The 24,304-nt window shown below is 40.4% G+C and carries 29 protein-coding genes and 1 pseudogene; 19 read left to right on the top strand and 11 right to left on the bottom strand.

All coding sequences use genetic code 11. From position 1 onward, the window contains the following. Nucleotides 1-7 precede the first annotated feature (7 nt). From NYE23_RS16110 to NYE23_RS16080, 7 genes are all read right to left on the bottom strand, one after another. The gene (locus NYE23_RS16110; RefSeq protein WP_341079236.1) at nt 8-565 is read right to left on the bottom strand and encodes a TIR domain-containing protein; all 558 of its coding nucleotides are present in this window, start codon (nt 563-565) and stop codon (nt 8-10) included. Beyond that, on the bottom strand, nt 555-1,412 hold the full coding sequence (locus NYE23_RS16105) for a macro domain-containing protein (protein ID WP_341079234.1): 858 nt from the start codon (nt 1,410-1,412) through the stop codon (nt 555-557). Before NYE23_RS16105 ends, NYE23_RS16110 begins: the two co-directional genes overlap by 11 nt. 36 nt (nt 1,413-1,448) lie before the next feature. Then, on the bottom strand, nt 1,449-2,267 hold the full coding sequence (locus NYE23_RS16100; RefSeq protein WP_341079233.1) for an HIRAN domain-containing protein: 819 nt from the start codon (nt 2,265-2,267) through the stop codon (nt 1,449-1,451). A gap of 117 nt (nt 2,268-2,384) precedes the next feature. After that, nucleotides 2,385-2,972 carry a sigma factor-like helix-turn-helix DNA-binding protein gene (locus NYE23_RS16095; RefSeq protein ID WP_341079231.1) on the bottom strand — a complete coding sequence of 196 codons (588 nt, stop codon included), beginning with the start codon at nt 2,970-2,972 and terminating at the stop codon, nt 2,385-2,387. Nucleotides 2,973-3,064: 92 nt separating this feature from the next. Then, nucleotides 3,065-3,331: a hypothetical protein gene (locus NYE23_RS16090; RefSeq protein ID WP_341079229.1), complete on the bottom strand. Its 267-nt coding sequence runs from the start codon at nt 3,329-3,331 to the stop codon at nt 3,065-3,067. Beyond that, entirely contained in the window at nt 3,328-3,480 is a 153-nt protein-coding gene (locus NYE23_RS16085) for a hypothetical protein (RefSeq protein ID WP_341079227.1), read from the bottom strand. The genes NYE23_RS16090 and NYE23_RS16085 overlap by 4 nt, the downstream gene beginning before the upstream one ends. Further along, nucleotides 3,464-3,664, bottom strand: a complete 201-nt coding sequence (locus NYE23_RS16080) for a helix-turn-helix domain-containing protein (RefSeq protein ID WP_341079226.1) — start codon at nt 3,662-3,664, stop codon at nt 3,464-3,466. The genes NYE23_RS16085 and NYE23_RS16080 overlap by 17 nt, the downstream gene beginning before the upstream one ends. A gap of 273 nt (nt 3,665-3,937) precedes the next feature. Between NYE23_RS16080 and NYE23_RS16075 the strand changes: the two genes are divergently transcribed. From NYE23_RS16075 to NYE23_RS16025, 11 genes and pseudogenes are all read left to right on the top strand, one after another. Further along, complete coding sequence (locus NYE23_RS16075; protein WP_341079224.1) at nt 3,938-5,239, top strand: FtsK/SpoIIIE domain-containing protein; 1,302 nt, start codon at nt 3,938-3,940, stop codon at nt 5,237-5,239. Beyond that, nucleotides 5,175-5,771 carry a replication-relaxation family protein gene (locus NYE23_RS16070; RefSeq protein WP_341079222.1) on the top strand — a complete coding sequence of 199 codons (597 nt, stop codon included), beginning with the start codon at nt 5,175-5,177 and terminating at the stop codon, nt 5,769-5,771. Before NYE23_RS16075 ends, NYE23_RS16070 begins: the two co-directional genes overlap by 65 nt. A gap of 14 nt (nt 5,772-5,785) precedes the next feature. Next, nucleotides 5,786-6,253 carry a hypothetical protein gene (locus tag NYE23_RS16065; RefSeq protein WP_341079221.1) on the top strand — a complete coding sequence of 156 codons (468 nt, stop codon included), beginning with the start codon at nt 5,786-5,788 and terminating at the stop codon, nt 6,251-6,253. Nucleotides 6,254-6,401: 148 nt separating this feature from the next. Further along, complete coding sequence (locus NYE23_RS16060; RefSeq protein ID WP_341079220.1) at nt 6,402-6,593, top strand: helix-turn-helix domain-containing protein; 192 nt, start codon at nt 6,402-6,404, stop codon at nt 6,591-6,593. A gap of 1 nt (nt 6,594) precedes the next feature. Then, complete coding sequence (locus NYE23_RS16055; RefSeq protein ID WP_341079218.1) at nt 6,595-6,858, top strand: group-specific protein; 264 nt, start codon at nt 6,595-6,597, stop codon at nt 6,856-6,858. Nucleotides 6,859-6,933: 75 nt separating this feature from the next. Next, a complete protein-coding gene (locus NYE23_RS16050; RefSeq protein ID WP_341079217.1) occupies nt 6,934-7,116 on the top strand; it encodes a hypothetical protein in 183 nt (60 codons plus the stop codon). A 229-nt stretch (nt 7,117-7,345) separates the two neighbouring features. Further along, on the top strand, nt 7,346-8,491 hold the full coding sequence (locus NYE23_RS16045; RefSeq protein ID WP_341079216.1) for a site-specific integrase: 1,146 nt from the start codon (nt 7,346-7,348) through the stop codon (nt 8,489-8,491). 69 nt (nt 8,492-8,560) lie between these two features. After that, nucleotides 8,561-8,773, top strand: a pseudogene (locus tag NYE23_RS16040) (preQ(1) synthase); the annotation flags it as partial. A 152-nt stretch (nt 8,774-8,925) separates the two neighbouring features. Continuing rightward, nucleotides 8,926-9,216, top strand: coding sequence for a YhdT family protein (locus NYE23_RS16035; RefSeq protein ID WP_197247373.1), 291 nt, complete (start codon nt 8,926-8,928; stop codon nt 9,214-9,216). Next, the gene (panF, locus tag NYE23_RS16030) at nt 9,213-10,655 is read left to right on the top strand and encodes a sodium/pantothenate symporter (protein ID WP_341079213.1); all 1,443 of its coding nucleotides are present in this window, start codon (nt 9,213-9,215) and stop codon (nt 10,653-10,655) included. The genes NYE23_RS16035 and panF overlap by 4 nt, the downstream gene beginning before the upstream one ends. A gap of 273 nt (nt 10,656-10,928) precedes the next feature. Then, a complete protein-coding gene (locus NYE23_RS16025) occupies nt 10,929-12,122 on the top strand; it encodes a hypothetical protein (RefSeq protein WP_341079211.1) in 1,194 nt (397 codons plus the stop codon). Nucleotides 12,123-12,230: 108 nt separating this feature from the next. Here NYE23_RS16025 and NYE23_RS16020 read toward each other — a convergent pair whose 3' ends face one another. The 3 genes from NYE23_RS16020 to NYE23_RS16010 form a co-directional block, all read right to left on the bottom strand. Next, nucleotides 12,231-13,463: an aminopeptidase gene (locus NYE23_RS16020; RefSeq protein ID WP_341079210.1), complete on the bottom strand. Its 1,233-nt coding sequence runs from the start codon at nt 13,461-13,463 to the stop codon at nt 12,231-12,233. Nucleotides 13,464-13,625: 162 nt separating this feature from the next. Further along, nucleotides 13,626-14,939 (bottom strand): short-chain fatty acid transporter, encoded by a 1,314-nt coding sequence (locus tag NYE23_RS16015; protein WP_341079209.1) that lies wholly within the window; start codon nt 14,937-14,939, stop codon nt 13,626-13,628. A 99-nt stretch (nt 14,940-15,038) separates the two neighbouring features. Then, nucleotides 15,039-17,132 (bottom strand): DNA topoisomerase III, encoded by a 2,094-nt coding sequence (locus NYE23_RS16010; protein ID WP_341079208.1) that lies wholly within the window; start codon nt 17,130-17,132, stop codon nt 15,039-15,041. Nucleotides 17,133-17,333: 201 nt separating this feature from the next. On the opposite strand from NYE23_RS16010, the gene NYE23_RS16005 reads away from it, so the two are divergent. Both NYE23_RS16005 and hutH read left to right on the top strand, forming a co-directional pair. Continuing rightward, nucleotides 17,334-18,179 (top strand): STAS domain-containing protein, encoded by an 846-nt coding sequence (locus tag NYE23_RS16005; protein ID WP_341079206.1) that lies wholly within the window; start codon nt 17,334-17,336, stop codon nt 18,177-18,179. 356 nt (nt 18,180-18,535) lie between these two features. Next, complete coding sequence (gene hutH, locus NYE23_RS16000) at nt 18,536-20,029, top strand: histidine ammonia-lyase (protein ID WP_341080764.1); 1,494 nt, start codon at nt 18,536-18,538, stop codon at nt 20,027-20,029. A 38-nt stretch (nt 20,030-20,067) separates the two neighbouring features. Here the strand turns inward: hutH and NYE23_RS15995 are convergent, their stop codons facing one another. Further along, nucleotides 20,068-20,295 (bottom strand): hypothetical protein, encoded by a 228-nt coding sequence (locus NYE23_RS15995; protein ID WP_226619409.1) that lies wholly within the window; start codon nt 20,293-20,295, stop codon nt 20,068-20,070. Nucleotides 20,296-20,417: 122 nt separating this feature from the next. Between NYE23_RS15995 and NYE23_RS15990 the strand changes: the two genes are divergently transcribed. The 6 genes from NYE23_RS15990 (at nt 20,418) to motB (ending at nt 24,240) form a co-directional block, all read left to right on the top strand. Continuing rightward, nucleotides 20,418-21,005, top strand: coding sequence for a peroxiredoxin (locus tag NYE23_RS15990; protein ID WP_445662603.1), 588 nt, complete (start codon nt 20,418-20,420; stop codon nt 21,003-21,005). 100 nt (nt 21,006-21,105) lie between these two features. Further along, entirely contained in the window at nt 21,106-21,480 is a 375-nt protein-coding gene (locus NYE23_RS15985; protein WP_341079205.1) for a DnaJ family domain-containing protein, read from the top strand. 31 nt (nt 21,481-21,511) lie between these two features. Further along, on the top strand, nt 21,512-21,973 hold the full coding sequence (locus NYE23_RS15980) for an STAS domain-containing protein (RefSeq protein WP_341079204.1): 462 nt from the start codon (nt 21,512-21,514) through the stop codon (nt 21,971-21,973). A gap of 139 nt (nt 21,974-22,112) precedes the next feature. Beyond that, nucleotides 22,113-22,514 carry a hypothetical protein gene (locus NYE23_RS15975; protein WP_341079203.1) on the top strand — a complete coding sequence of 134 codons (402 nt, stop codon included), beginning with the start codon at nt 22,113-22,115 and terminating at the stop codon, nt 22,512-22,514. A gap of 141 nt (nt 22,515-22,655) precedes the next feature. Then, on the top strand, nt 22,656-23,450 hold the full coding sequence (gene motA, locus NYE23_RS15970; RefSeq protein ID WP_341079201.1) for a flagellar motor stator protein MotA: 795 nt from the start codon (nt 22,656-22,658) through the stop codon (nt 23,448-23,450). Further along, the gene (motB, locus tag NYE23_RS15965; RefSeq protein ID WP_341079200.1) at nt 23,443-24,240 is read left to right on the top strand and encodes a flagellar motor protein MotB; all 798 of its coding nucleotides are present in this window, start codon (nt 23,443-23,445) and stop codon (nt 24,238-24,240) included. The genes motA and motB overlap by 8 nt, the downstream gene beginning before the upstream one ends. Nucleotides 24,241-24,304: the final 64 nt, after the last annotated feature.

The following is a 24,304-nucleotide window of genomic DNA, read 5'->3' as shown; positions in this document are numbered from 1 at the left end:
TAAAATATTATTGTGTTATTAAACCCCATCTTACCTGAACTTCTTTTGAATAATATGACAAACTTCCATTAGGTTTTTCATTGTGTATGCTGAATTGGCTTATTGCAGATCCTATAGCTGCTTTTTTAAATGGAATGTGAATAGCCTTAACTGTTTTCGACTTAATTCTCTCGCTTAAAGCCAATGGCCACAAACCTCTATGAGAGCCAGGATGAAGTATGCTACTGTAACCTGTGTAAGCTATGATTAATGGGATATTATAATGATCAACAGCTATTTCTATTTCCCAATTTAATAAGCCCCTGTTTATACTTGAATTCTCCGTAATGATAAGTAACATATTTTTAGATTTACTCATTCTTTCACGAAGCCTAGCTTTTAGCGTTATATCTTGGCTAGTATCCCTAACAGAATATGTTTTTTTATGACTATCACTAAACTTAAAATCAAGGCTTTTTTCGTTGCCCCACTTTTGTAAAAGACCATAATATTTCATATCACCTTCAGTTGGGTTAGTAGTACCCATTCCGTTAAATGCAACATATGTGCCATTTCTATATGCCAATTTTCTCCATCTCCTTTAGTTTATAAAAATTTATCTCACCTAGTTGTCTCTCATGAATTAGAATCTTAACTTTTGAAGGCTCTCTGAATTTTACTTTACTTATTTTAAATGTCCAGATAAGTATTTCTAATAGTTGTTGATTAGAGGCATTGAAATCTTTATGTCTAGTAATTCCTGACCCTAAGAGTGGCAGTACAACTGTTTTACGATTATAAAGGGTGTTTACCTCTCCCCAAAATTTTAAAAGACAAGCTGCATACTCAGTTAATTTCAAATTCGCTTCATTTTTTTCATTGAACTTTGAAAAAGCTACAAGAAAGTAGTCCTTATCTTTAAATATGCTGCCTAATTCATAGCGCGTTGTATTACCACCAAGCTTCCTATAAACGTCCAATTCTTTCTTATCTAATCTTGGATCATTAGATATTCTTCGGTTTAATTCATTTATGTCATTGTTACTTGGATACTTTTTAAGTATATATTGTCCATTCAATGAACTTTCCGAAATCAAATTATCATCAACTAAAGTATCAAAAAATTCATTAAATGCAATTACTTTATAGCACTCAGAATCTTGTTGGAATATATCTCCTGAAGTTACTTCAAACTCAGAGCCATCTATGTTTAAGGAGATGGAGTGTAACTTATAAACCCTGTTTAAAGAAATTAAAATGTAAAGAAGAGAAACAATAATTAAGCCGTATAGGAGCTTATCTTTCCATTCAATTTCAATGAAACTTAAAAAGGTAGTGGTAATTGCGAATAATACACTTGGAACTATCCATGTGTTTTGCCAAAAGGTCTTGTCAAATACCAAAGCTTTTAGTTTTGTAATGTTATTCTTCAAATTAATACAATCCTTTTTAAATATTATTAGATTTTTTTAATCCTTCAAATGAAGTGTAACCTTTACTCCAAGTGTAATTTCGTCAACAACAACTATGTCCTTGTCTTTTTCCTCATCATAATCAACCAGCTTTATTTTCCCGCCAACCATAAGAGCAGAAGTACTTTTAATAGAGTCAGAGTCAATTAATTTAAGAATATTAACATTGTCAGTTTTGGGGACATATCCAATATGATGTTTTGTCCCTAGAGGATATTCGACTAACACTTTAATTGCATTTTTGTCGAACTCGTTCTCAGGATCTTTTTCAAATCGAATATATTCTCCAAGCTCTAAATCCTCAAACTCTGACACTTCTTCATTGTATTCCAATATTTCTGAGTTTTTTAATCCTGAAAATACACGGATACCTTCATCTCTTGATATTTCTTTACCTAGTTTTCTAAGTAGGTTTTGAATATCTTTTCCCTTATCATTATCAAAGGTGACGCCAGAAACATTAAAACCAACAGTTTTCCTTTCTGGAACTGGTAAAATATCTGGTGGCTGAGGTGTTACAAGTGTTGTGGGAACTGGTGTGCTTTGGGTTGGAGTAGTTGGTATATTTTCAGTTCCTTTCTTATTCACTTTCCAAGAATACTTACATTCTTCACATTGGTTCACTTTAGGCAACAAGAAAGCTAGTGGTGAGACTAAAATTAATATTGCAGCGAGTATTAAAACAGGAAAGAAAATAAAACCAATCCAAATTAAACATCCACCAGACCCAAAAAATATTAAAAAGAAAGTACCTTTGCCCAGAGTCTTGACTTTGTTGCTTCCACATCTAGGACATGGTTCCCAAAATTTACTCAATAATTATCCCTCCAATTTCCATATATGGGTATTATAGCATGAAGGGTGATTAAATTTTCGAATAGGTTATTTAATTGTTTGTTAAATAAAAAATCCCTCTCTCATTCGAGAGGGGCTTTATATATGCCTCCAAGTCTTTCTGAGAACTATATCCGATACAGTTGGTCTTTTGACTCCATATTTCTTAGCAAGATAATTCTGAGCATGCGTTTTCCTGTGACCTTCACTAAGCAAATTAACATACTCGTTTCTAATTTTAACAACTTTCTCGGTTGTTAGTTTTGCAGCTGTGTTACTTTCTCCAAGTTGTGTTTCTCTTATCTTCTCTCGATATTCCTCATCTGCTCTAAGTATACAAGCTTCACTTGCGCTTCTAGTTCCTTTGGCATACCGATTTAAGTAGGCAACAACAAATTCTGAACTAATGCCCAATATAGATGCAATTCGATTGCTTGATTTCATTTGCTCATAATACATAATTTCAATAACTTTACCTAATTTATTTACCTTTTCATCATATGCCTTTTTAGGACGTAATCCTGTTCCATATTGTTTAAGTAATTTGCTAACTGTGACACTGCTCATATTTAATGCCTTTGCTACTTCTCCAAGTGTTAGCTCATATTGGTAATACAATGTTAAAACTTGAGGTAGTTTTTGTAATGTCTCTTTATTGAAATTTGTTCTTATCATAACGTGATTCATGGACTTCCACTTCCTTTCCACTAATTAATTAGCTAAATAGGAAAGAAGTCCTTGTGTCTATTTTGTGAAAATAAATTGCCTCTCGATGGAGCTTAAAAAGGTAAATTATCTTCAGGTAAAACTGGCTTGATTTCTCTAACTATCTGCGTTATATCGTTCTTCTCATTCCAAGTCACTTTCTCAATAATTGTTTCTCTGTGACCAGTCTCGTTCATTTGCTGCTGAATCCATTTAAACGCAACAACTGCTACTGCAAAATTAGGATCCTTGTTAAATTCTCTGTCTGGAACAAAAAATTCCCCATTTCTAAACCCTCTGTTTCCCTCAATGTTAAGGGTAGTTTGGATAATTACATTCATTTAGCATCACCTTGAGAATATTCCTTAAGAAGTTCATGTGTTTCGAGCATAGTATCGTAAAAACAAATAATCATTCTTACATCTTCAGGTGTTTTTCCTTTTGCTTTTAAATCCAGTATTAGCTTTTCCCAGTCACTTTGAACGTTCATATAAATCATCCACCTTAACACCCAATAAATCGGCTAATAAATAAGCTTTGTCCATTGGAATATAACTTCGACCAGATTCATAATTCCTTAATTGTTTAACACTAACACCTAACTTTTCTGCAATGAAACTCTTTTTAAATCCACTCTCATCAGTTAGTTTTTTAATTCTACTTTTAATATTCATTAATATCACCTGAGAATACATTCCACATAGACAAGCCCTTTTCCTTTGAGGAACAAAAATTAGCCTGTTCGCGGAAATTTAAGTGTCATAACGGACAATCCAGCCCTAATACCATTAACTATAGCCCTTGGAATTGCCGCATTGGAATTCGCATTGGTATAAGAAAAATTCAGTTTTCACAGTCTCGAATAACCTTTTTTCGAGTTCCAACTAGGAGGGATACTTACTACCGTAAGTTCAATGAGGTGGTGCAGAAAGGAGGAAGATAAATAAATGATTTTTGAAATCCTCTCGACAACTATATTTGGAGCAATTTCTTTGAAAGCTTATTTATCAAAAAGCGGAGTAGGGAATGACTCTCAAAAACTGAATAAAATTTTTACCCTTAGTGGCCTGAATGTTAAAGATGGTAAACAAACACTTACGGCTCAACTAATGAAGAAAAGGAACTATGATTGGGGAAACGAATATCGTTACCGCATACCATTGGGCAGGAGTTTTGAAGATTATCTTAGTAAACAGAAAACCATTGAAGCAGGAATAAATACTCGTTCTATAAAGCTTCAGTTTAAAGACCTAAGGAGCATTAAATTAGACCGTAACATCATTTCTAATATAAAGAGACTATACGAAAAGAATCTAACCGACAGGAAGGAGATTGAACTTTCATATGATGGTATGTTGATTATCAGAGTGTACAATGATCCATTACCTACAAAAGTTGAATTCGAAAAGGCTGATGACTGGAAAGTGTTTTTTGGTGTAACCAGAGAGAAAAACAAACCTGTTTATCATAATTTTAGGGAAATCCCTCATTTAGCGTTAGGTGGGGCAACCCGGTATGGAAAATCAAACACAATTAACTGCATTATCACATCTTTGCTAAAGCAACAACCTGAAAACGCAAAACTACACCTTATTGATCTAAAAGGTGGTATGGAATTATGCGATTACGAAAACATCAAACAGACAATATCTATCGCTTACGAGCCAGAAGAGGCCCTTTTAACATTAGAAAATACTTATTACCGGATGAAAGCTATGCAGCAAAGAATTAAAAAGTTAGGTAAAAAGAAAATTGAAGATACCGATATACAGGAAAGGAATTTCATCATTATAGACGAAGTGGGTGAACTGAATCCGGATGAGGCAGTAGATAACGAGGAAAAGAAGTTGAAACTAAAATGCCAAAAATATATGTCTCAAATTGCTCGTTTAGGGGCTGGCGTTGGATTTTATCAGATATTGGCTACTCAATATCCTACTGGAGATGTTATCCCTCGTCAATGTAAGCAAAATAGTGACGGAAAGTTATGCTTCCGAGTGCAATCAGGTACGGCATCTAGGGTTGTTTTGGATAGTGATGGAGCAGAGAGCCTTCCTAAAATTAAAGGTCGGGCGATTTATCAAACAGCAGATAAAAGAACTATTGTTCAAACCCCTCTTATTACACCAGAAATCATACAAAAAACCATCCAACCTTACATCATTGATAAAGGGGGCTCAAAGATTGAAACCACTAACAGAGAGACAAGAGAAGATACTGTTATCTTTGAGAAAACAGGATTATCTTAATCGTGATCAGTTAACACGAATACACAGGCTTGGAAGTGTGAGGAATGCTAATCGTGTTTTAAAAGATTTGTCACTTTATTTATCAAGCTTCAGGGAGGATTCCAATTCAACCGTATACTTTTTAAATAAAGAAGGTAGAGAGTACGTCGGTTCTGAAAAGATAAAAAGAAAAACTAAATTTGTAAATCACTATCTTATGAGGAATGACTTTTACATCTATATAGGATATCCGCACGAATGGGAGAACGAATTAAAAATAAGTGATGGAACGTATACGGTCATATCAGATTCTTACTATAAAAAAGACGGAAGGTATCATTTCCTGGAAGTGGACTCTACTCAAAAAATGATTGTTAACAGAAAGAAGATTGAGCAGTACAAAGGGTTGATGAAGGAAGGGAAACTTGCTAAGAATGTAGGTCATTTCCCTAAGTTGGTTTGGCTTACAGTGACGGATCTGAGAAAAAAACAATTAGCAGTATTATGCAAAGGACTGCCTTTTGCGATTTACACCATGAATGACATCAGATAAAGGGAGTGTTTAATATGGCTAAAACGATTAAATTTAACGACTTTATGACTGGTGAATATAAAGTGAAGGAGAAGGTAAAAAAGAAAAAAAGAATGCGTAATGTGGCAAGAATAGCAAGCGCAGCCATACTCCCTGTAGCAACTTGTGGGACTGTTGGAACATTAGGATTTGCAGCTAAGGCTTTCGCTGCTACAAGTTCTCCTGTAATGGCTCCAGTAGCAGTAGAGGTTACAGCAAAAGAATGGATGGGAGAGCAAACATTATCAGCATTGGCTCATGTATTAGATCCTGTAGTAGATATTCTTGTAGCTTTATCATTCCCTATAGCAAGTGTAATAATTGTCGGGGCCTGTTTTCTGTTTATGTTTAGCAGTGCAGAGAAGGCATGGACGATGATTCAAAACGCGGGGTTAGGTTATGTGCTGATTCAGGTTTCTCCATTAATTTTAAATGTGTTAAAACAGGTGGGGAATGCGGTATAAATTTTAGTGTGGCTAAATGGTCACTCTCTTTCTATATTAAATTATTTTATATTAAACTGATAATTTTGACAGTTATATTATTTGTCCGTATAATAACCAAAGTGTTCTGCAGGGCACGAATTACTAATAGCAACAGAGAGGTGCAACTTTGAAGACAACAGAGATAATAAGAGAAGAACTACCGGAAGCGCTAACTCCAGATAATGTGCAGCAACTTTTAGGCATTGGTAGGAGACAGACATACGAATTATTAAGTAACCCACCATTTCATGTAGTTAAAGTTGGCAGGTTATATAAGATATCAAAGAAAACATTTTTCAAGTGGTTTGACGGAGATTGAAATGATTGAAGTCAAAGTAGATGAAAGCGAAGTTAGAAAAATATATTTAAAGAAGCTAGACGAACATATTAAGAAAATGGACAAAGAATTCTTGTTTTGGAATTCAAAAGATCTAATGAAACAAACAAGACTTTCATGGAATACAATTCAGAAAGAATTCTTTTATGATCCTCGATTTCCGAAAAGAAAAGTGGGGAATAAGTGGTTATTCCCTGCGAAAAAAACAAAGGAATTTTTATTGGAATGGATTGAAGAACAAGAGTAAGGATTATTCCTTGCTCTTGTTTAGTTCTGAAGGGTTCAAAGGGTGGTTTCGAAAGGGGGTTATAAAGGAGTTAGCATGAAAAAGGAAAATAAGTGTTTTGACCAAAAAGGAAGAAAAATCATAAGAAGAATCGTAAGAAAAAGCTACACAATAAACTTTGTAAAACAAGATGATTTAGAGCAGAATCTCGATAGATTGTATGAAGTAATTGCAGAGTTACTTATAGACAAATGTACAAACAACAAAACTACTAATTAGATTCCTACTCTCAAAAGTAGGTTCTGAACTGTTCAGAAGGCGGAGTTTCAACATGAACCTCATAAAAAAAGAACCTTCAAGATGAAGGAGCGTTTGAGGTCTGGTGCAAGATGAACCTAAGTTGAATCTATATTTTTAGAGTGGCAGTGAAGTCACTCTTTTTTTAAATGCAATCATCATGATATAATTCTACAAAAGGTCGCATCATTCCTAATTGGAGGTATGGTGTGTGTCGAAAATTAAGAAAGACCCTAAAAGAGGTACCTATTTCTTTGTATTAGATGGTGGAAGAGACCCTATTACAAAGAAAAGGACTCAATACAAACGAACAGGATTTAAATCAAAGAATGAAGCAGAAGTTGCATTAGCAAAAATACGACTTGAACTGTCACAAAACAAAGCAATAAAAAATGTTAAGATGACGTTTGGGGACTTCTTAAAAGACTGGATGGAAGCAAAGAGTATAAAATTAAAACCAAGTACAAAAAAGAATTATGAAGAACAAGTATTCTATAATATTCTCCCTGTCCTTGGTGATAAAACCATTGCGGAAATAGATGATAAAATTCTTCAAAATTTTATTTTCACACTGCACAATAAAAGAGAGCTAGCCCCTTCAACAATAAGAACCACTTATGGAATTGTAAGTGAAGTATTAGGGAGTGCATCTAGAAAAGGATTATTTGATCAAATGTTATTATCTGATATTTCTTTACCTAGAGAAGTTAAAAAGCTTAGGGTATGGGATGAGGATCAAATAAATACATTTTTAAATGCTCCAAATACAATCTTAAATCTTAGTAGACATTTTATCGGCTTTGTCATTTCAATTCTAACTGGAATGAGAATGGGTGAGGTTCTAGGTCTTAGGTGGAAGGATATAGACTTTGATAAACAAATAATCTATATTCGACAAACACTATCTAAAATTGATGAAGAAGGGAATTATGGATTTATTGATGAAGGAAAAACAGCATCAGCAATAAGGACAATCTACATTCCAACTTCATTAATTCATAGTCTAAAGGAACATAGACAACTCATTGAAAAGGAACAAAAAATATTGGGTGACTCTTATTTGAACTATGATTTAGTGCTTTGTGCTAAGAATGGTAATTGGGTACATCCAAACAATTTTAGACGTGCTTTTAAAGTGACTGTCGAACAATTAGACATTCCAATGATTAGATTACATGATTTAAGACATTCCCATGCAACTTTTCTGTTATCTAAACAAGTAAATCCTAAAATCATTCAAGAGCGATTGGGACATAAAAATATTACAGTGACACTTAACACTTATAGTCATGCTTTACCATCAATGCAGCTTGAAGCTGTTGGTAAATTTGATGAAGCATTCAGTAAAGGTGACTAAAAATGGTGACTAAGATATAAATTGATGTCAAATTATCCTTATAAATAAAGGGTTTGTACAAAGTTCCTTTTCCATGAGGACTGCATGAATATCATTATGAATGATCTTATCGAATTAATGGATCCCCGCTATATTGAGGTTTGGGGCAAATTTACACCACGTGGCGGAATCTCCATCGATCCGTATTGCAACTACGGAAAGCCGGGGACGAAATATGAAAAAATGGCCGATTACCGCTTGATGAACCATGATCTATATCCGGAGACAATTGACAATCGCTAAGACCCTTGCTTAAACTGCAATTTTAAAATAATATCAAAAAAGGCAGAGCAATCTGCTTTTTTTGTTGCAGAAAATATATAAGTGGGATTATATTTAGGGAATATTCTGTATTTTTTTAGAACATTATAAAAAAAGCTCTGAAGGGGGACATAATGAAGAAAAGCATACATAAAAAAGATCCTCGCTTTAAGATTGCAGAGAAAGAAGCGTGGATTGGCATTGGTCTCGTACTCTTTAATTTTATTTGGTGGTATGGGTTTGCCTATGGGCTGGGGTCAGCACCTGCCGATGAGTATACATTCATAATGGGGCTTCCTGCCTGGTTTTTCTGGAGCTGTGTAGCCGGATTTGTCGTCATGGTGATACTGGTATCAGCAGCTGTGAAATTCCTGTTTAAGGAAGTTCCGTTCGAAGAAAACGGGGAAGGGGGAGAATCCGAATGAACTGGCAGGTTATTGCTCCTCTTATCTTCTTTTTAATCATTATTTTTCTGGTGGGTTTATGGTCCAGCAGAAAGATTGATACGAGCAGTTCGTTTCTGCAGGATTATTTTCTTGGAGGAAGGCAGCTGGGCGGTTTTATTCTGGCCATGACCATGATTGCAACCTACGGAAGTGCCAGCAGTTTCATTGGGGGTCCCGGTGTTGCATACACACAGGGGCTTGGCTGGGTACTGCTTGCCATGTCACAGGTTGTTACTGGTTATTTCGTCCTCATGGTACTGGGGAAAAAGTTTGCGATTACAGCCAGAAAGTATAATGCTGTAACACTCATCGATTTTCTGAAGGAAAGATATAACAGCAAATGGGTTGTCTGGCTATCCTCTCTCAGCATCATTATTTTCCTGTTTTCCGCCATGGCTGCCCAATGGGTTGGCGGAGCAAGATTAATTGAATCACTGACTGGATTAAGCTATTTATCGGCTTTGTTTATTTTCGCGGCTTCCGTCATGGTCTACGTTGTGATCGGCGGCTTCCGGGCTGTTGCCGTAACGGATGCCGTCCAGGGCGGGATAATGTTTATCGGCACCATGATCCTTCTGGTTGCTGTTATTGTGGCTGGTGGAGGAATACCGAATATTATCAGTGATCTGTCTTCAGAAAACCCCAATCTGATTACACCGTTTGGCTTTGATGGCGGATTGACCCCATTATATGTATCCTCATTCTGGATTTTGGTGGGAGTGGGGGTTGTAGGTCTTCCTCAGGTGGCGGTAAGGGCTATGTCTTATAAAAATGCCAGAGCCATGCATAGGGCCATTATCATCGGAACAATAGTGGTCGGCTTTATCATGCTTGGCATGCATTTAATTGGTGTATTTGCCCGGCCGATTCTTCCCGGAATTGAGGTGGGGGATAAAGTGATGCCGATGATTGCCATGGAAGTCCTTCCGCCATGGCTTGCGGGAATTGTGCTGGCTGCACCGATGGCTGCCATTATGTCAACCGTGGACTCCCTGCTCCTTCTGGTCAGCTCGGCGATTGTTAAAGATGTGTATATTAATTACATTAAACCTGATGCTGAAGAAAGCACGATTAAGAAAATGAGTTTTGCAGTCACAGCCCTGCTGGGGATTCTGGTATGCATCATGGCGCTCAGTCCGCCCGATTTGCTGATCTGGCTGAATCTCTTTTCTTTCGGAGGATTGGAAGCAGCATTCATATGGCCTGTTGTGCTGGGCCTTTATTGGGCGAAGGGAAATAAATATGGTGCAGTGGCTTCCATGATAACCGGAACGGCTTCCTATATTTTATTCCATACTTTTTATCCAAATGCTTTTGGCATGAATACAGTCGTATTGCCTATTGCTTTATCACTGGCAGCTTATATAGCTGTAAGCCTATTTACCGAGAAAGCAGCACCTGCAGCAGCAGAAATTTAACCAAGAGGCTCCGGAGAGGTATTCCGGGGCCTCTCGAATTAACCTGCAAAGTGCCTATAGATAGGGACCTCGGTGTTGTAATCACACGTTTGATTGAAGCAGGAGAAGAGTCATATATAAAGGATACGGGAGGAAACCCTTGTTTTTGTAAAAAAATGAGCATATTGATAGGTTTGTAGAAACGATCCCTATTTGTTACACTTAATTAGTTGAAACGTAATTGTAACATTTGACTTTAAATGGAAATGTTCTTATAACTTTAGGGAGAAAATAATGAAAAATTTTATAAATATGATGATGATTGCCATGCTGTCATCCGTTATAGCAGGCTGCTCAAGTGAAATAAATGCATCTTTAAATACAGAAGAAATAAAGCTTGAAAAAGAAGATAAAGTGGAAGCAGAAAATAATATTGCTGTACAAGACAATGGAAAAGAGAAAAAAGATACGGTTTGGCTTGAACGCAAGTCACTATTCCAGATTGACGCAACAGACGGGATAATGAAATATACGGTTTACCTTTTTTCGGAAGACGAAAGAAGAACCATTCTGGAAGAGGACAGTGCGAAAGGAAAGAAAGGCGATTCTTATTTTACAGGACATTATTCAGTTTACCTGGCTTTGAAAGGGTCAAAAGAGGCTTATAAACAAGCAGCTTTAAATGACAGTTCTGAAATGTCCTTTAATCCTTCAAAGGAACAGGTTTACACTCAGAAAATGAGGAACAAAACCATCATCTCAATCTTTCAGTCCAAGGGGGAAAATTTAGTTAAGGGCCAGCTGCTGGCGATTAAAGATGGAGAAGTGCAAAGAATAAGCACAGAAAAAGACATGACCACCACCTCCAAAGCGAAAATAAAAACCATTAATCAAAAGTATCTTCAAACTGCCCAAAATAAGAATGATGGATGGGTTATTTCAACATGGCTTTTTAATGAGGAAACCCATTCAATGAGCCTGCACGACCGAATCGAGCTTTCTAAAGAAGATCATTCTAATATCGACTGGATGAATCTGTGGCTGAAAAAGGAAGCCCTTTACTATCCTTTTAAAAATCTGGCACTCAGTGGGGATGCTATTGAGAAAGCAAAACAGGGAATACCGCTCGGAAGTCCATTTCCCATCGGCACAAATATATCTGAAATTAAAAAGTCAGATCCAAACTTTGTTGAAGAGGGGTTTAAAGATGGGAGCCCTTTTGTAATGTATCCTGAAATTACCTATTATTTTGAACGGGAAACCGGGAACGTAACAGCTATTTCCATTCCTGGACAGCGGGTGAGAACGTCAATGGACGAGATTACTGCAATGTTTGGCACTCCGGCGGAGGTTAGGGAAGAGAAGCTGTCAGGTGAAACCATCTCCACCTACCCGGCAGATAAATATTCCATCGATATAATTTCTGATTTAGAAGGAAACGTTAGTGAAATCGTATTAAGGAAAATAAAAAATCATGCGGGTCAATGACCGCATGATTTTTTGTAGAATAAGAAAGCATTAAACTTTGAACTTCGAGAACTGTCTAGCTCCAGCGCCTGCCCCCTTGAGGTGTCGGGGGTGGGAGGCGCTTCCGCTTTAAAATGCCCAATCACCTTTTCTGAATACAGGTTCCGCGCTGCCGTCTTCAGTGATTCCGTCGATATCCATTTCAGCGGAACCAATCATGAAATCAACATGTGTTAAGCTTTCGTTCAAGCCGTTATCAGCCAGTTCTTCACTGGACATTTTCTTGCCGCCTTCAATACAGAATGCATACGCACTGCCGATGGCGAGGTGATTTGAAGCGTTTTCGTCAAATAAAGTATTATAGAAAAGCAGATTGGACTTGGAAATTGGCGAGTTGAAAGGAACCAGTGCCACTTCACCAAGATAGTGGGAACCTTCATCTGTCTCAACCAGCTGCTTGAGGATTTCTTCTCCTTCTTCTGCTTTCACATCTACAATGCGGCCGTTTTCAAATGTCAGGCTAAAGTTATCGATGATGTTTCCGCCATAGCTTAACGGCTTTGTGCTCGAAACTTTACCATTCACACCTGTCTTGTATGGTACTGTGAACACTTCTTCAGTCGGCATGTTTGCCATGAATTCGTGTCCCTGTTCATTCACACTGCCTGCCCCGACCCATAAATGGCCTTTTGGAAGCTCGATTGTCAGGTCTGTGCCTGGAGCTTTATAATGAAGCTTCTGATAACGCTTGCTGTTTAAATAATCCACTTTTTCATGAAGTGTTTCGTCGTGCTTTTTCCAGGCTTCAACCGGGTTATCCAAGTCAGCTCGAGTGGCTTTGAAAATAGCGTCCCAAAGCATTTCCACTCTGGATTCCTCCGGAGCTTCAGGGAATACCATGTTTGCCCATGCTTGAGAAGGCGCAGCAATGACTGTCCAGCTCACTTTATCGGACTGGATGAATTTGCGGTATTTTGCAAGCGCCTGTCCGGCTGCTTTCTGGAAGCTTGCGATTCGCTCTGATTTCACGCCTTTCAGCAAATCAGGGCTTGCGGAAACGATTGACATAAATGCCGCACCTTTTTCAGCTAAATCTTCGACTTCTTTTGCACGCCATTCCGGGTATTCGGAGAAAGACTCATCGGGTGCCAAATCGTACTTCGTGCGTGTGACCGCATCATCACTCCAGTTCACCACAACGTTATGAGCTCCTGCTTCATAAGCCTTTTTCACAATAGTACGAACCAGTTCAGCTGCATCAAGCGTTGTGTTAATAACAAGCGTCTGACCCTTTTGTACATTTACGCCGACCTTCACCGCAAGCTCTGCGTATTTCTCTAAATTCGTTTGAAATTGACTCATTATGTATTCTCCTTTTGTCAGAATCTTCATTTTCATTGTAGCTGTTCTATCCGGAAAAAGAAACCTATTGAACTGAAAATCATGCTGCAGAACTTCCGGGCTCCATCTCCGGGAGGAGTAAAAGAGAAACAGCCAAACCCTGGCAAGGCTTGGCTATCTCTCTTAATATACAAAAATCATTAAAATGGTAGTAACAATGCCCACCCATATGGCCAGCAGTGCACAGTAGCCCATAATATGACGAATATGAAGGCCGACTACACTTAAAATAGGAAGTGCCCAGAAAGGCTGGATCAGGTTCGTCCAGGCATCACCCCAGCCTACCGCCATAGCCGTAATGGCGGGGTCCACTCCCAGCTGCAGCCCGGCAGGAACTTGAAGCGGCCCCTGCAAAGCCCACTGCCCGCCGCCTGAAGGGGCAAGAATATTGACGATGCCAGCTGCCCAATAGGTGAAAATATCAAAGGTATCTTTACTTGCTATGGACGCCATTCCATTGATTATAGACTCTGCTAACCCGGAGCTGCCAAGAACGGCGATAATTCCGGCGTAAAACGGAAATTGCAGAATGATAGGGGAAATGGCAGAACCCGCTTCTTTAAAGGCATTTGCGTATTGTACAAGCGATTTGTGAAGGATGAGCCCCAGGGATAGAAAGGTAATATTGATAATATTTAAGTCAAGGTCACGCCCGTTTATGAACTCGAAAATGACATAGATTAAACCGATTAATCCGGTAACGATGCCGAGAAAAGGTGTTCTTTCAAGCTTTCCGGCGGGCGTTTTTAAAATCTTAGCCGGTTCAGCTTCTTCCTTGAACGCCTTTGGGGGAACGTATGAGATTATGTCTTTCTTTGGTGCCATGAGCACGATGAAAATCGGCATTGTAATAACAAGAGCAATTAAAATAGCAATCGTTCCAGGATGGAAAATGGTCTCTGAAGTTGGGATGACACCAGCCACTTCCTCAAGAAAATGGCCCTTGGTTGCAACAGTCAAACCAATTGAACTCGACAAGCCGGCTGTATATAGAGCAGTAGGTGCATAGGCTGCAGCCACTAATAGCGGGAAGTGTGCGTTCTGATTTCTTTTACCGACTTCACGGGCAATAATAGCGCCAACTACAACAGCAAGGCCCCAGTTAATATAATAAGCAGCAGAAGAAACGAGAAAAGTCAGTACGTAGGCCTGGTTCGCCGTCTTCGCTTTGGAGGAAAGCTTTTCAAGTATACGCTGTACAGAAGGAACAGAAGCAAGCGCCATGCCTGTCATCAAGAGAAGCACCATCTGCATGGTAAAAGCAAGGTATACCCAGAAGCCGTCACCAAATGATTTAAACAGCTGGGCAGGTTCAGAAGGCTTCATGAAAAATCCGGCTATGAATACAAACAGAGTCATTAGTACAGCAATGACAAAGGCGTCAGGGAGATACCTTTCCACAATCTTGGAGAAACGGTCTGCCATTCTGGTTAACATCCTTTCACTCTCCTTTCAGTATTAGTACATGCTATGGAGAGGACAAGCTGTGTATGCCAGTTCATATAGAAAAGCCCCGGCAGCAGCCAGGGCTATACATTAATCTTTATCTTCCATTGCGGCCTTCAGCAAATCACCAAGGCTTGTTCCAAAGGACTCTTCCTTCTGGGTATATTTCTGAACAAGTTTTCGTTCTTCACGTTTGTTGACGGCTTTCTTTTTGTCCTGGGCTTTCTCCACTACATTACATGGTCGGCACTGAAAGTAGGCGCCAGCCTTGCCCTGATGGATTTCCATTTTTTTGCGGCACTGCGGGCAGCGGCGGTTTGAAAGCTTTGGATCCTTGCGCTTTCGGAAACTGCAATCAAGGTTAGAGCAGACAAGTATTTTCCCATCCTTTGTATTCCTTTCTTTCAGGAAGGAATCGCATTCCGGGCATTTTGAGCCGGTGAGATTATGGGCACGGTACGATTTGTCGCTCTTTTTAATTTCTGAAACCAAGGTTTGAGTCTGCTTGCGGATGTTCTGGAGAAACACTTTTGGATCTGCTTTTCCGCGTGCGATTTTCTCCAGCTCCTGCTCCCATTTGGCCGTCAGTTCCGGTGATTTCAGATCTTCATTCACCAGGTCCATCAGCTGTTTGCCTTTTTTAGTCGGAAACAGGCGTCCATTTTGCCTTTCAAGGGCTTCAGTCTCAAGAAGCCTTTCAATGATTTCCGCTCTTGTCGCAGGTGTTCCGAGGCTGTATTTTTCCATCTGGGTCAAAATGTCAGCTTCTGAATAGCGAAGAGGCGGTTCAGTGAGCTTTGCAGCGGATTCGGCATTTTGCAGCGTAAAGCTCTGTCCTTTCGAAATGTTCTTCAGGCTCTGTTTTCCTGTGTCTTCTTCACTATTCCGTTCAACCTTACGATAACCCAGGTCAATAACGGCCGTTTCCCTCGCTGTGAATGTCTCACCATTAACATCGATAGCAGCAAGGATGGTTTCATACTTATAAGGGTTATGGAACATGGCCAGAAACCTGCGCATAATCAATTCGTACAGCTTGCGCTCATCAGGAGACAAATCACCGAGATGTACGCGTTCTTCAGTCGGAATAATCGCATGGTGATCGGTTACTTTTTCATTATTAAAAACTCTTTTTGCCTGCACTCTGCCCTGATTCGCAAGGATTGGCTTCACTTCGTCCTTATAGGAAGCAGCGATGCCATGGAGGCGATCCAACATGGTTGCTTCCATGTCTTTAGTCAAATAGCGGGAATCTGTCCGCGGATAGGTGACAAGCTTATGCTGCTCATAAAGCTTCTGCAGTACATTGGACGTTTTCTTGGCAGAGAAGCCAAAACGTTTATTCGCATCACGCTGCAGCTCCGTCAAATCATAAGGAAGCGGCTGCGGCTCTGTTTTTTCCTTCCGGTTAATGGACTGAATAACCGCCTTTTGCCCCTTTACTTTGGAAAGGACTCCATCAGCTGATTCTCTAGCGAAAATGCGCTTTTCACCATTTTTCTCCCAGTCAGCCTGCAGGGGGCCAATGTGGGCGCGAATCGTCCAGTACTCTTTTGGAACAAATTGCTGAATCACTTTTTCCCTTTCCATAACGAGCGCCAGAGTCGGTGTCTGCACCCGGCCTGCGGATAGGGGATCCTTGTATTTAGTCGTCAGAGCCCTTGTGACATTCAGCCCGATGAGCCAATCCGCTTCTGCCCGGCACACAGCGGATTCATAAAGATCTTCAAATTGTTTTCCGGGTTTAAGGTTTTGAAAACCGTCACGGATAGCACGGTCCGTTACAGAGGATATCCATAAGCGCTTGATTGTCTTGCGCCAGCGGATTTTCTCCAATATCCAGCGAGCGACAAGCTCCCCTTCACGGCCTGCATCGGTTGCAATGATTATTTCCTTAACATCCTTCCGCTTTGCAAGGTTTTCAATGGCTTTATACTGGTGGCTGGTCTGCTTCATCACCTTCAGGCCCATTTGGTCGGGAATAATCGGCAGATCCTCCAGGTTCCAGTTTTTATATTTGCTGTCATAATGCTCTGGCATCTTTAATTCGATTAAGTGGCCAAGAGCCCAAGTGACGATATATTTATCGCCTTCCATATAGCTTTTATGAGATTGCCGGCAACCCAGCACCCGGGCAATTTCACGGGCAACACTGGGCTTTTCAGCAAGAACAAGTGATTTCATAATGACTCCTTTCAAATCCATTCAGTTCCTTTTGTATCCTACCTAAGTATAGCGGAAAATCATTAATATTTGTAATGGGATACGTCAGCTTGGACAAAATGAGGTAGATGCTGAATAAGATGTATTACTTTTCATTAACTCCGATTCATTTTACAATGAATATAACAGTTTGTTGAAAAATAGAAAGACAAGGTGAAAAGAATGGACGCAAAAAACCAGCTTCTATATGATTACATTGAAGAAAATTCTATAAATATCACAGATATGTGGCTGTCTTTAAGGGAAAAGCAGAAAGGCTCCATTTATTCTGCAGATGCAGACCCTGCCTATGAAAAACTCCTGAGAGAACAGAATGCGTTTACCAACTGCACCGTTTCAGCCGCTCTTCTTGATGAGAACACTTTTAACGAGAATATGGAAGAGTGGGCAATTACAGTAGCGGAGAGCAGAGTGGATACTAATACGCCCATTTTTCAAGTACTTGAAGCTTTAAGCAATGTGCGGGAAACTTATTGGCACTTTGTTGAAAAGTTCATAAAGTCAAACCAGTCTGAAGTCACAGCAGATGATGTATTGAAATGGAGCACGATCATTAACAAGGCTTTTGATAAGCTCATCAATAAATTTTCAGAGAAATATTATGAACTGACGACCAATCGGCTTGTTGCCCAGCAAAGTCTGATCAATGAACTTGGAACTCCGGTCATTCCTATAAAAGACCATACAGCTGTCTTGCCGCTTATCGGCGATATTGACACGGAGCGTGCACAGATCCTGCTGGAGGAAATTCCGAAAAAATGTGCAAAAGAAAATATTGAGCACTTATTTATTGATTTATCAGGTGTAGCGATTATCGATACGATGGTTGCTCATCAAATATTCTCTTTAACGACTGCTTTAAAGCTATTAGGGGTCAAATCCACCATCTCCGGCATCAGCCCTGAGGTTGCCCAGACTTCCATTCAGCTGGGACTGGATTTCACGGGTATTGAAACATATGGGAAATTAAAACATGCTTTAAGAAGACAAGGTGAAAACTTAAAATAGGAAGAAGAACGAATAGCCGGCAGAACTGCCGGCTATTTATATGGATATAATAAAATACGCTTTACTGTGTTACCATTCTAACAATCTAACTTGTTAAAAAATGGGAATTTATTGTTGACATCCTTCCACTAGGAACATAAAATTAATTATATTCAGAAAATATAACAAAAATAGGCTGTGATAAAGATGAGATATCTGACAACAGATACTGCAAATAATCTTCTAAAAAAGGCTGTATTTCAAACTTGTGTTTGAGATACAGCCTTTTCTTTATCTCGCTAATGTACCGGGGAGGATATAAAATGGAAAAATTGACAGAATCGATGATGACTTTAACTCACGGGGAGGAGAACAGGGTGGTTACTTTAAATGGAAATACCCTTACTTTGTCTGAAGTCAAACGAGTTCTTTTTGAAGGAGTAAAGGCTGCGGCATCAGAGGAAAGCATGCTTCGTGTAAAAAACAGCCATGAAGCCGTTAGGAGAATTGTAAGTGAAGAAAAAGTCATATACGGAATAAACACTGGCTTTGGGAAATTCAGCGATGTAAGAATTGACCAGGGAGATGTCGAGGATCTTCAGCTGAATTTAATCCGTTCGCATGCCTGCGGAGTAGGGGAGCCGTTCCCTGAGTCTGTCTCAAGAGCAATGCTTCTTTTAAGAGCAAATGCCTTATTGAAAGGATTCTCAGGTGTTCGTCCGGTCGTGATCGAAACTCTTTTAGCACTTGTGAATAAAAGTATCCATCCTGTCATTCCGCAGCAGGGCTCTCTTGGAGCAAGCGGGGATTTGGCTCCTCTATCCCATCTTGCATTAGTATTAATGGGAGAAGGGGAAGTATTTTACAAGGGGGAAAGAAAGCCTGCGCTAGAAGTGCTTGTTCAGGAAGGAATAGAGCCTGTAACCTTACAGGCGAAGGAAGGGCTTGCCCTCATTAACGGCACACAGGCGATGACGGCAATGGGAGTCATTGGTTATCTGGAAGCGGAAAAAATCGCTTATCAAAGTGAGCTGATCGCAGCACTTACAATGGAGGGATTGAACGGCATAATTGATGCGTTTGATGAAAACATCCATCAGGCAAGGGGGTATCAGCAGCAGGTGGATACAGCCAGAAGAATAAGGGAATACCTGTCAGGCAGCAGCCTGATCACAAGACAGGGGGAAATCCGGGTGCAGGACGCCTATTCGATCCGCTGCATCCCGCAGGTGCATGGAGCATCCTGGCAGGCTCTTGATTATGTAAAAGAAAAGCTTGAAATCGAAATGAATGCAGCCACAGATAACCCGCTTATTTTTGATAATGGGGAAAGTGTCATATCCGGGGGAAACTTTCATGGACAGCCAATCGCACTTGCAATGGACTTTATGAAAATCGCGGTAGCGGAACTGGCCAATATTTCAGAGCGCCGTATTGAAAGGCTTGTTAACCCGCAGCTGAGTGACTTGCCGCCATTTTTAAGCCCGGAGCCTGGACTGCAGTCCGGTGCGATGATTCTCCAGTATGTTGCAGCATCCCTTGTTTCGGAAAATAAGACACTCGCCCATCCCGCCAGTGTGGATTCGATCCCTTCATCCGGGAATCAGGAAGACCATGTGAGCATGGGAACTATCGGATCGAGACATGCTTACCAGATCATCCAGAATGTCAATAAAGTATTGGCAATTGAACTTATTTGCGCACTGCAGGCAGCAGAATTCCGCGGCTCTGATAAAATGGCTGATAAAACAAAACGCTTTTTTGAAGAAGCTAGAAAAGTGGTGCCTTCCATCATAAAAGATCGCGTGTTTTCAAAGGATATTGAAGCATGTGCAGCCTGGCTGAAAGAAGTTGAAATAGACGCATTTTAAGAAGGAGGGGTCTGAATGTTATTCAGGCCCCTGACTTTTTAATCTTTGGCTCTTTCCTCAAGTTCCTTGGCTTCATCTTCTTCAAAGCGGTTTTTAAACGCTTCCTGCGTCACAATAAATTCTTCATCTTCCTGTGCCTCAGTTGTATGGCGCTCAACCATTGTGTGTTCAGGGAATTCCCCCGGGTGATGCTTTTTTTTATGATTAAAATGGACTCCGCGTGACATAATCAGGCTCCTTTCATAGTTGAATTTGCATTCTTCCACTATTTTTCCCTCCGGCATCAGGAGTATGTACGGGTGGTTCAATCAATATTTTCCGTTCAATTTTGCTCTTGTTCGCATAAGTATATAGAGCAAAGACGAAACAGAAAAGGAGGGGGACAGCCGTGATTGATCCGAATGCTTCCGTGTTCTGTGCGGGACGGGGAGACCTTGCGCCAGTTTTTATTGCCGATGCTGTCATTAATCACCAAATAAAAAAAATCAATCTGGAGAACTATATTGGAAAATGGGTGCTGCTGTTTTTTTATCCGAGTGATTTTACATTTGTCTGACCGACAGAATTGGCGGCGGTCGCCGCTGTGAACCCTTATTTAAAAGCCTTAAACTGCGAAGTCATGTCCATCAGTACGGACAGTGTATATGCACATAAAGTATTTAAGGAAACATCTCCGTCATTAAAAAATGTGAATTATCCAATGGTCAGCGACCGGACACATCAAATAAGCAGAGCTTATAGGGTATTGGATGAAAAGTCAGGAGCGGCCATCAGGGCGTCCGTTTTTATCGATCCCAATGGCATTATCGCGGCAAAGCTCATTTACCCTGGAGAAGTCGGGAGAAATCTGCATGAACATGTCAGAATCATGCAGGGAATTCAATATGCACAGCAGACAGGGAAGGGTGTGCCGGCAAACTGGCAGCCCGGCCAGCAAGGGATTAACAAGGATCCAAACTTAATAGGTAAAATCTAAAAGGAGGAGGCGCAAGCTTTCTCTTCTATATACATAATTACTTTAATATGCAGCGCCGAAAATATATAATAAGTACAAATGAAGTGGAGGGGGAGCTTGAGTGGACTTTTTTTCTATACTTTCTGAAGATCGCATAAAAAAAGCTTACAAGGACGGCGAGTTTGATAATCTGCCGGGATATGGGAAACCGCTGCCGCCAGATGATCTGTCTTCCGTCCCAGAGAACTTGCGCATGGCCTATCGCATCATGAAGAATGCCGGATTTACTGATGAAGAAAACCAGGTAAAAAAGGAAATGATGACGATTGAAGATCTGATGAAGAAATGTGAGGATCAGGAAGAAAAGAAGGCATTGCAGAAGAAATTAAACGAAAAGCTGCTCCGCTATAACAGCATGATGTCGAAAAGAAGACAGAACACCAACTCATCCCTTTTCAAAAACTACGAGGTAAAAATCAACAATAAATTATTCTAATGAATTAGATGATTGGAATTGAGGAGAACACATGAATAAAGATGAATATATAAAGATCCTTGAAAAAAGAGTGAAGGAATATGAGGCAGCCATTGCTGATATGACAGCACCCATTATTCCATCGATCATTCCTCAGACGATTCTGGTGCCCATTACAGGCCTTCTCATGGCAGAAAGATTCGAAAAAATTACGGCTAAGATCCTGAACCATATTAGAGACCATGATACAGAGTTTGCTATAATAGATTTTACCGATATTACGGTCGACCGCTTAGAGCAGATGTGCCTGTCAGAGCTTGGGGAGCAAATCCGCAACCTGACTGATTCCATTAACCTCATGGGAGTTAAGCCTTACTTTGTCGGAATGACCCCGCAGCTTATAAAAGAAATCATTTTATCCGGCATTGAATTAAATGCTGAAACACATGCTAACTTCCAGGCGGCTTTAAAGCATTTAATGAAAATAAACAATCTTGTCTTTCAAAAAATCTAATTCTAAAAGACTCCCCTTCTGAATAGGACAGGGGTTTTTTACATATACAGGCACATTTTCTTTCCGATTGGGGATTTGTCCATGCGAAAACCTTCAGTGATACATATTCTATAGTATCCATGAGAAAGGAGGTAGACTTATGTCAAATAATTGGAGAAGAAGATTTGAGATTAATGCAGATGAAGTAGAAATCAGAGCAGAAAAAGTTATTGTAAATGAAGAAGATGATCGCCGCCGTGATGATGTGCGTGGAGCTGAAGACCGCAACAGAAAGCATCGCCGTGATGACGATGTAGCTGGAGTTGAAGACAGACGCAGAAGAGGCTGCGGATGTGGCTGGGGATGCGGCTTTGGCTGGGGTTGCCGGAATAATGTTGGCGGAGCAGAAGATGACCGCCGAAAACATCGCCGTGACAATGTACGCGGTGCAGGTGACTTATGGTATAACAGGGACTTAGCCGGATCTAACAGAGGCTGCAGATGCCGCCGTGATGACGATGACCGCAGAAGAAGAGGTTTCTGCGGATGCCGCTGGATCTAATATAATGAAAACAAAGGCAGGGGAAGCACCTCTGCCTTTTATATATGAAAATTTTCCTAAAGAACTGTAAAAATCATCCGAAATTATTTATAGAAGGTTTTTAGTGATTTTCAGACTACATAGAAGGTGTGGCATGCATGCATGGATAAAACAACGATTATAGGAGTTATATTAGGAATCATAGCAGTTGGAGTCGGAATGGTTTTTAAAGGAGTTTCCCCGTCTGTCCTGATAAATCCTGCCGCAATTCTGATCATTATTCTGGGAACTGCAGCAGCTGTGGCCATTGCATTTCCAACGAATGAAATCAAACGTGTACCCAAGCTTTTTGGTATTTTATTTAAAGAAGAAAAGCTGATGAACCCTTCTGAAATGATTAAGATGTTTTCGGAATGGGCTCAGCTGGCAAGAAAAGAAGGATTGCTTGCCCTGGAAGTCAAGACAAGCGAAATTGAAGATGCTTTTTTAAGAAGCGGCTTATCTCTGGCTGTTGATGGGCAAGGTGCCGATTATATTCGGGATGTATTAAGTGAAGAAATTGAAGCGATGGAAGAAAGGCACCAGGCTGGAGCGCAAATTTTCAGCCAGGCCGGCACGTATGCCCCATCCCTTGGAGTATTGGGAGCCGTTATTGGATTGATTGCAGCACTAGGAAATATGGAGGACACCACCACCCTCGGTCATGCCATAAGTGCGGCATTCGTAGCGACTTTACTGGGGATATTTACAGGTTATGTGTTCTGGCATCCGTTTGCCAATAAGCTAAAGAGAAAGTCCAAACAGGAAGCAAAGATTAAAAGCATGATGATCGAAGGAATTCTTTCTATTTTAGAAGGGGAAGCACCACGGGTAATCGAGCAAAAGCTTGCTTCTTATCTTCCTGCAGGAGAACGCCGCAAGTTCCTTGAAGAAAGCAGCGTGGCAAAGGATGAGTAGGCGGAAAAAGAAGCAGCATCATGAAGAACATGTAGATGAATCCTGGCTATTGCCGTATGCTGACTTATTGACACTGCTTCTCGCCCTGTTCATTGTCCTCTTCGCCATGAGTTCAGTGGATGCTCAGAAATTTCAGAAGCTGTCAAAGGCATTCAATGATGTCTTTTCAGGGGGAACGGGCGTCTTTGAATTCCCAAGTCCAATGCCGGAAGGACAAATGCAATCCACGGATGCTGTGTCTGAAGAGCCAAGCAAGGATCTCGAGGAAATGGCAGCGCTGGATGAATTGGAAAAAGAAAAATTGAAGCAGGTTGCCGATCAGGAAGAACTGGCAGAGCTGCAGCAAAGAGTCAATGCCTTTATCGAAAATCAAAACCTGGCGGACAAACTGGAAACCTCCTTAACCACGGAAGGATTGCTCGTTTCAATCAGGGATAATGTCCTGTTCGGCTCAGGAAGTGCAGAGGTCCGTGGGCAGGATTTAAAAATGGCTGGTGAAATTGCCGGGCTTCTCATCATGGACCCGCCAAGAAATATCATCATCAGCGGCCATACAGACAATGTCCCGATCCGCAATTCGAACTTCGAGTCCAATTGGGAGCTCAGTGTCATGCGGGCGGTCAACTTTATGAAAATCATCCTGAAGAATGACCAGCTGGACCCGAAATGGTTCAGTGCCAAAGGATTTGGGGAATTCCAGCCGGTTGCCGGAAATGATACGAAAGAAGGCAGAGCGAAGAACAGACGGGTAGAGATTTTAATATTGCCAAGAACGGGGAATCAGCCTTAGGGGGCTGGTTTCTTTTTTATATAAGAAATAAAAAAAGGCTGTCAGCCAGCCGCTTTTCCTGGAT

Source organism: Cytobacillus sp. FSL H8-0458 (assembly GCF_038002165.1).
Classification (GTDB): domain Bacteria; phylum Bacillota; class Bacilli; order Bacillales; family Cytobacillaceae; genus Cytobacillus.
This window is presented reverse-complemented; position numbering and strand designations above follow the sequence as displayed.

Bases quoted from the DNA above. Each gene is read 5' to 3' on its own strand.
- NYE23_RS16095 (WP_341079231.1), bottom strand. From the start codon at position 2,972: ATGAATCACGTTATGATAAGAACAAATTTCAATAAAGAGACATTACAA.
- NYE23_RS16090 (WP_341079229.1), bottom strand. From the start codon at position 3,331: ATGAATGTAATTATCCAAACTACCCTTAACATTGAGGGAAACAGAGGG.
- NYE23_RS16085 (WP_341079227.1), bottom strand. From the start codon at position 3,480: ATGAACGTTCAAAGTGACTGGGAAAAGCTAATACTGGATTTAAAAGCA.
- NYE23_RS16080 (WP_341079226.1), bottom strand. From the start codon at position 3,664: ATGAATATTAAAAGTAGAATTAAAAAACTAACTGATGAGAGTGGATTT.
- NYE23_RS16075 (WP_341079224.1), top strand. From the start codon at position 3,938: ATGATTTTTGAAATCCTCTCGACAACTATATTTGGAGCAATTTCTTTG.
- NYE23_RS16065 (WP_341079221.1), top strand. From the start codon at position 5,786: ATGGCTAAAACGATTAAATTTAACGACTTTATGACTGGTGAATATAAA.
- NYE23_RS16055 (WP_341079218.1), top strand. From the start codon at position 6,595: ATGATTGAAGTCAAAGTAGATGAAAGCGAAGTTAGAAAAATATATTTA.
- NYE23_RS16050 (WP_341079217.1), top strand. From the start codon at position 6,934: ATGAAAAAGGAAAATAAGTGTTTTGACCAAAAAGGAAGAAAAATCATA.
- NYE23_RS16035 (WP_197247373.1), top strand. From the start codon at position 8,926: ATGAAGAAAAGCATACATAAAAAAGATCCTCGCTTTAAGATTGCAGAG.
- panF (WP_341079213.1), top strand. From the start codon at position 9,213: ATGAACTGGCAGGTTATTGCTCCTCTTATCTTCTTTTTAATCATTATT.
- NYE23_RS16025 (WP_341079211.1), top strand. From the start codon at position 10,929: ATGAAAAATTTTATAAATATGATGATGATTGCCATGCTGTCATCCGTT.
- NYE23_RS16020 (WP_341079210.1), bottom strand. From the start codon at position 13,463: ATGAGTCAATTTCAAACGAATTTAGAGAAATACGCAGAGCTTGCGGTG.
- NYE23_RS16015 (WP_341079209.1), bottom strand. From the start codon at position 14,939: ATGTTAACCAGAATGGCAGACCGTTTCTCCAAGATTGTGGAAAGGTAT.
- NYE23_RS16010 (WP_341079208.1), bottom strand. From the start codon at position 17,132: ATGAAATCACTTGTTCTTGCTGAAAAGCCCAGTGTTGCCCGTGAAATT.
- NYE23_RS16005 (WP_341079206.1), top strand. From the start codon at position 17,334: ATGGACGCAAAAAACCAGCTTCTATATGATTACATTGAAGAAAATTCT.
- NYE23_RS15980 (WP_341079204.1), top strand. From the start codon at position 21,512: ATGAATAAAGATGAATATATAAAGATCCTTGAAAAAAGAGTGAAGGAA.
- NYE23_RS15975 (WP_341079203.1), top strand. From the start codon at position 22,113: ATGTCAAATAATTGGAGAAGAAGATTTGAGATTAATGCAGATGAAGTA.
- motA (WP_341079201.1), top strand. From the start codon at position 22,656: ATGGATAAAACAACGATTATAGGAGTTATATTAGGAATCATAGCAGTT.
- motB (WP_341079200.1), top strand. From the start codon at position 23,443: ATGAGTAGGCGGAAAAAGAAGCAGCATCATGAAGAACATGTAGATGAA.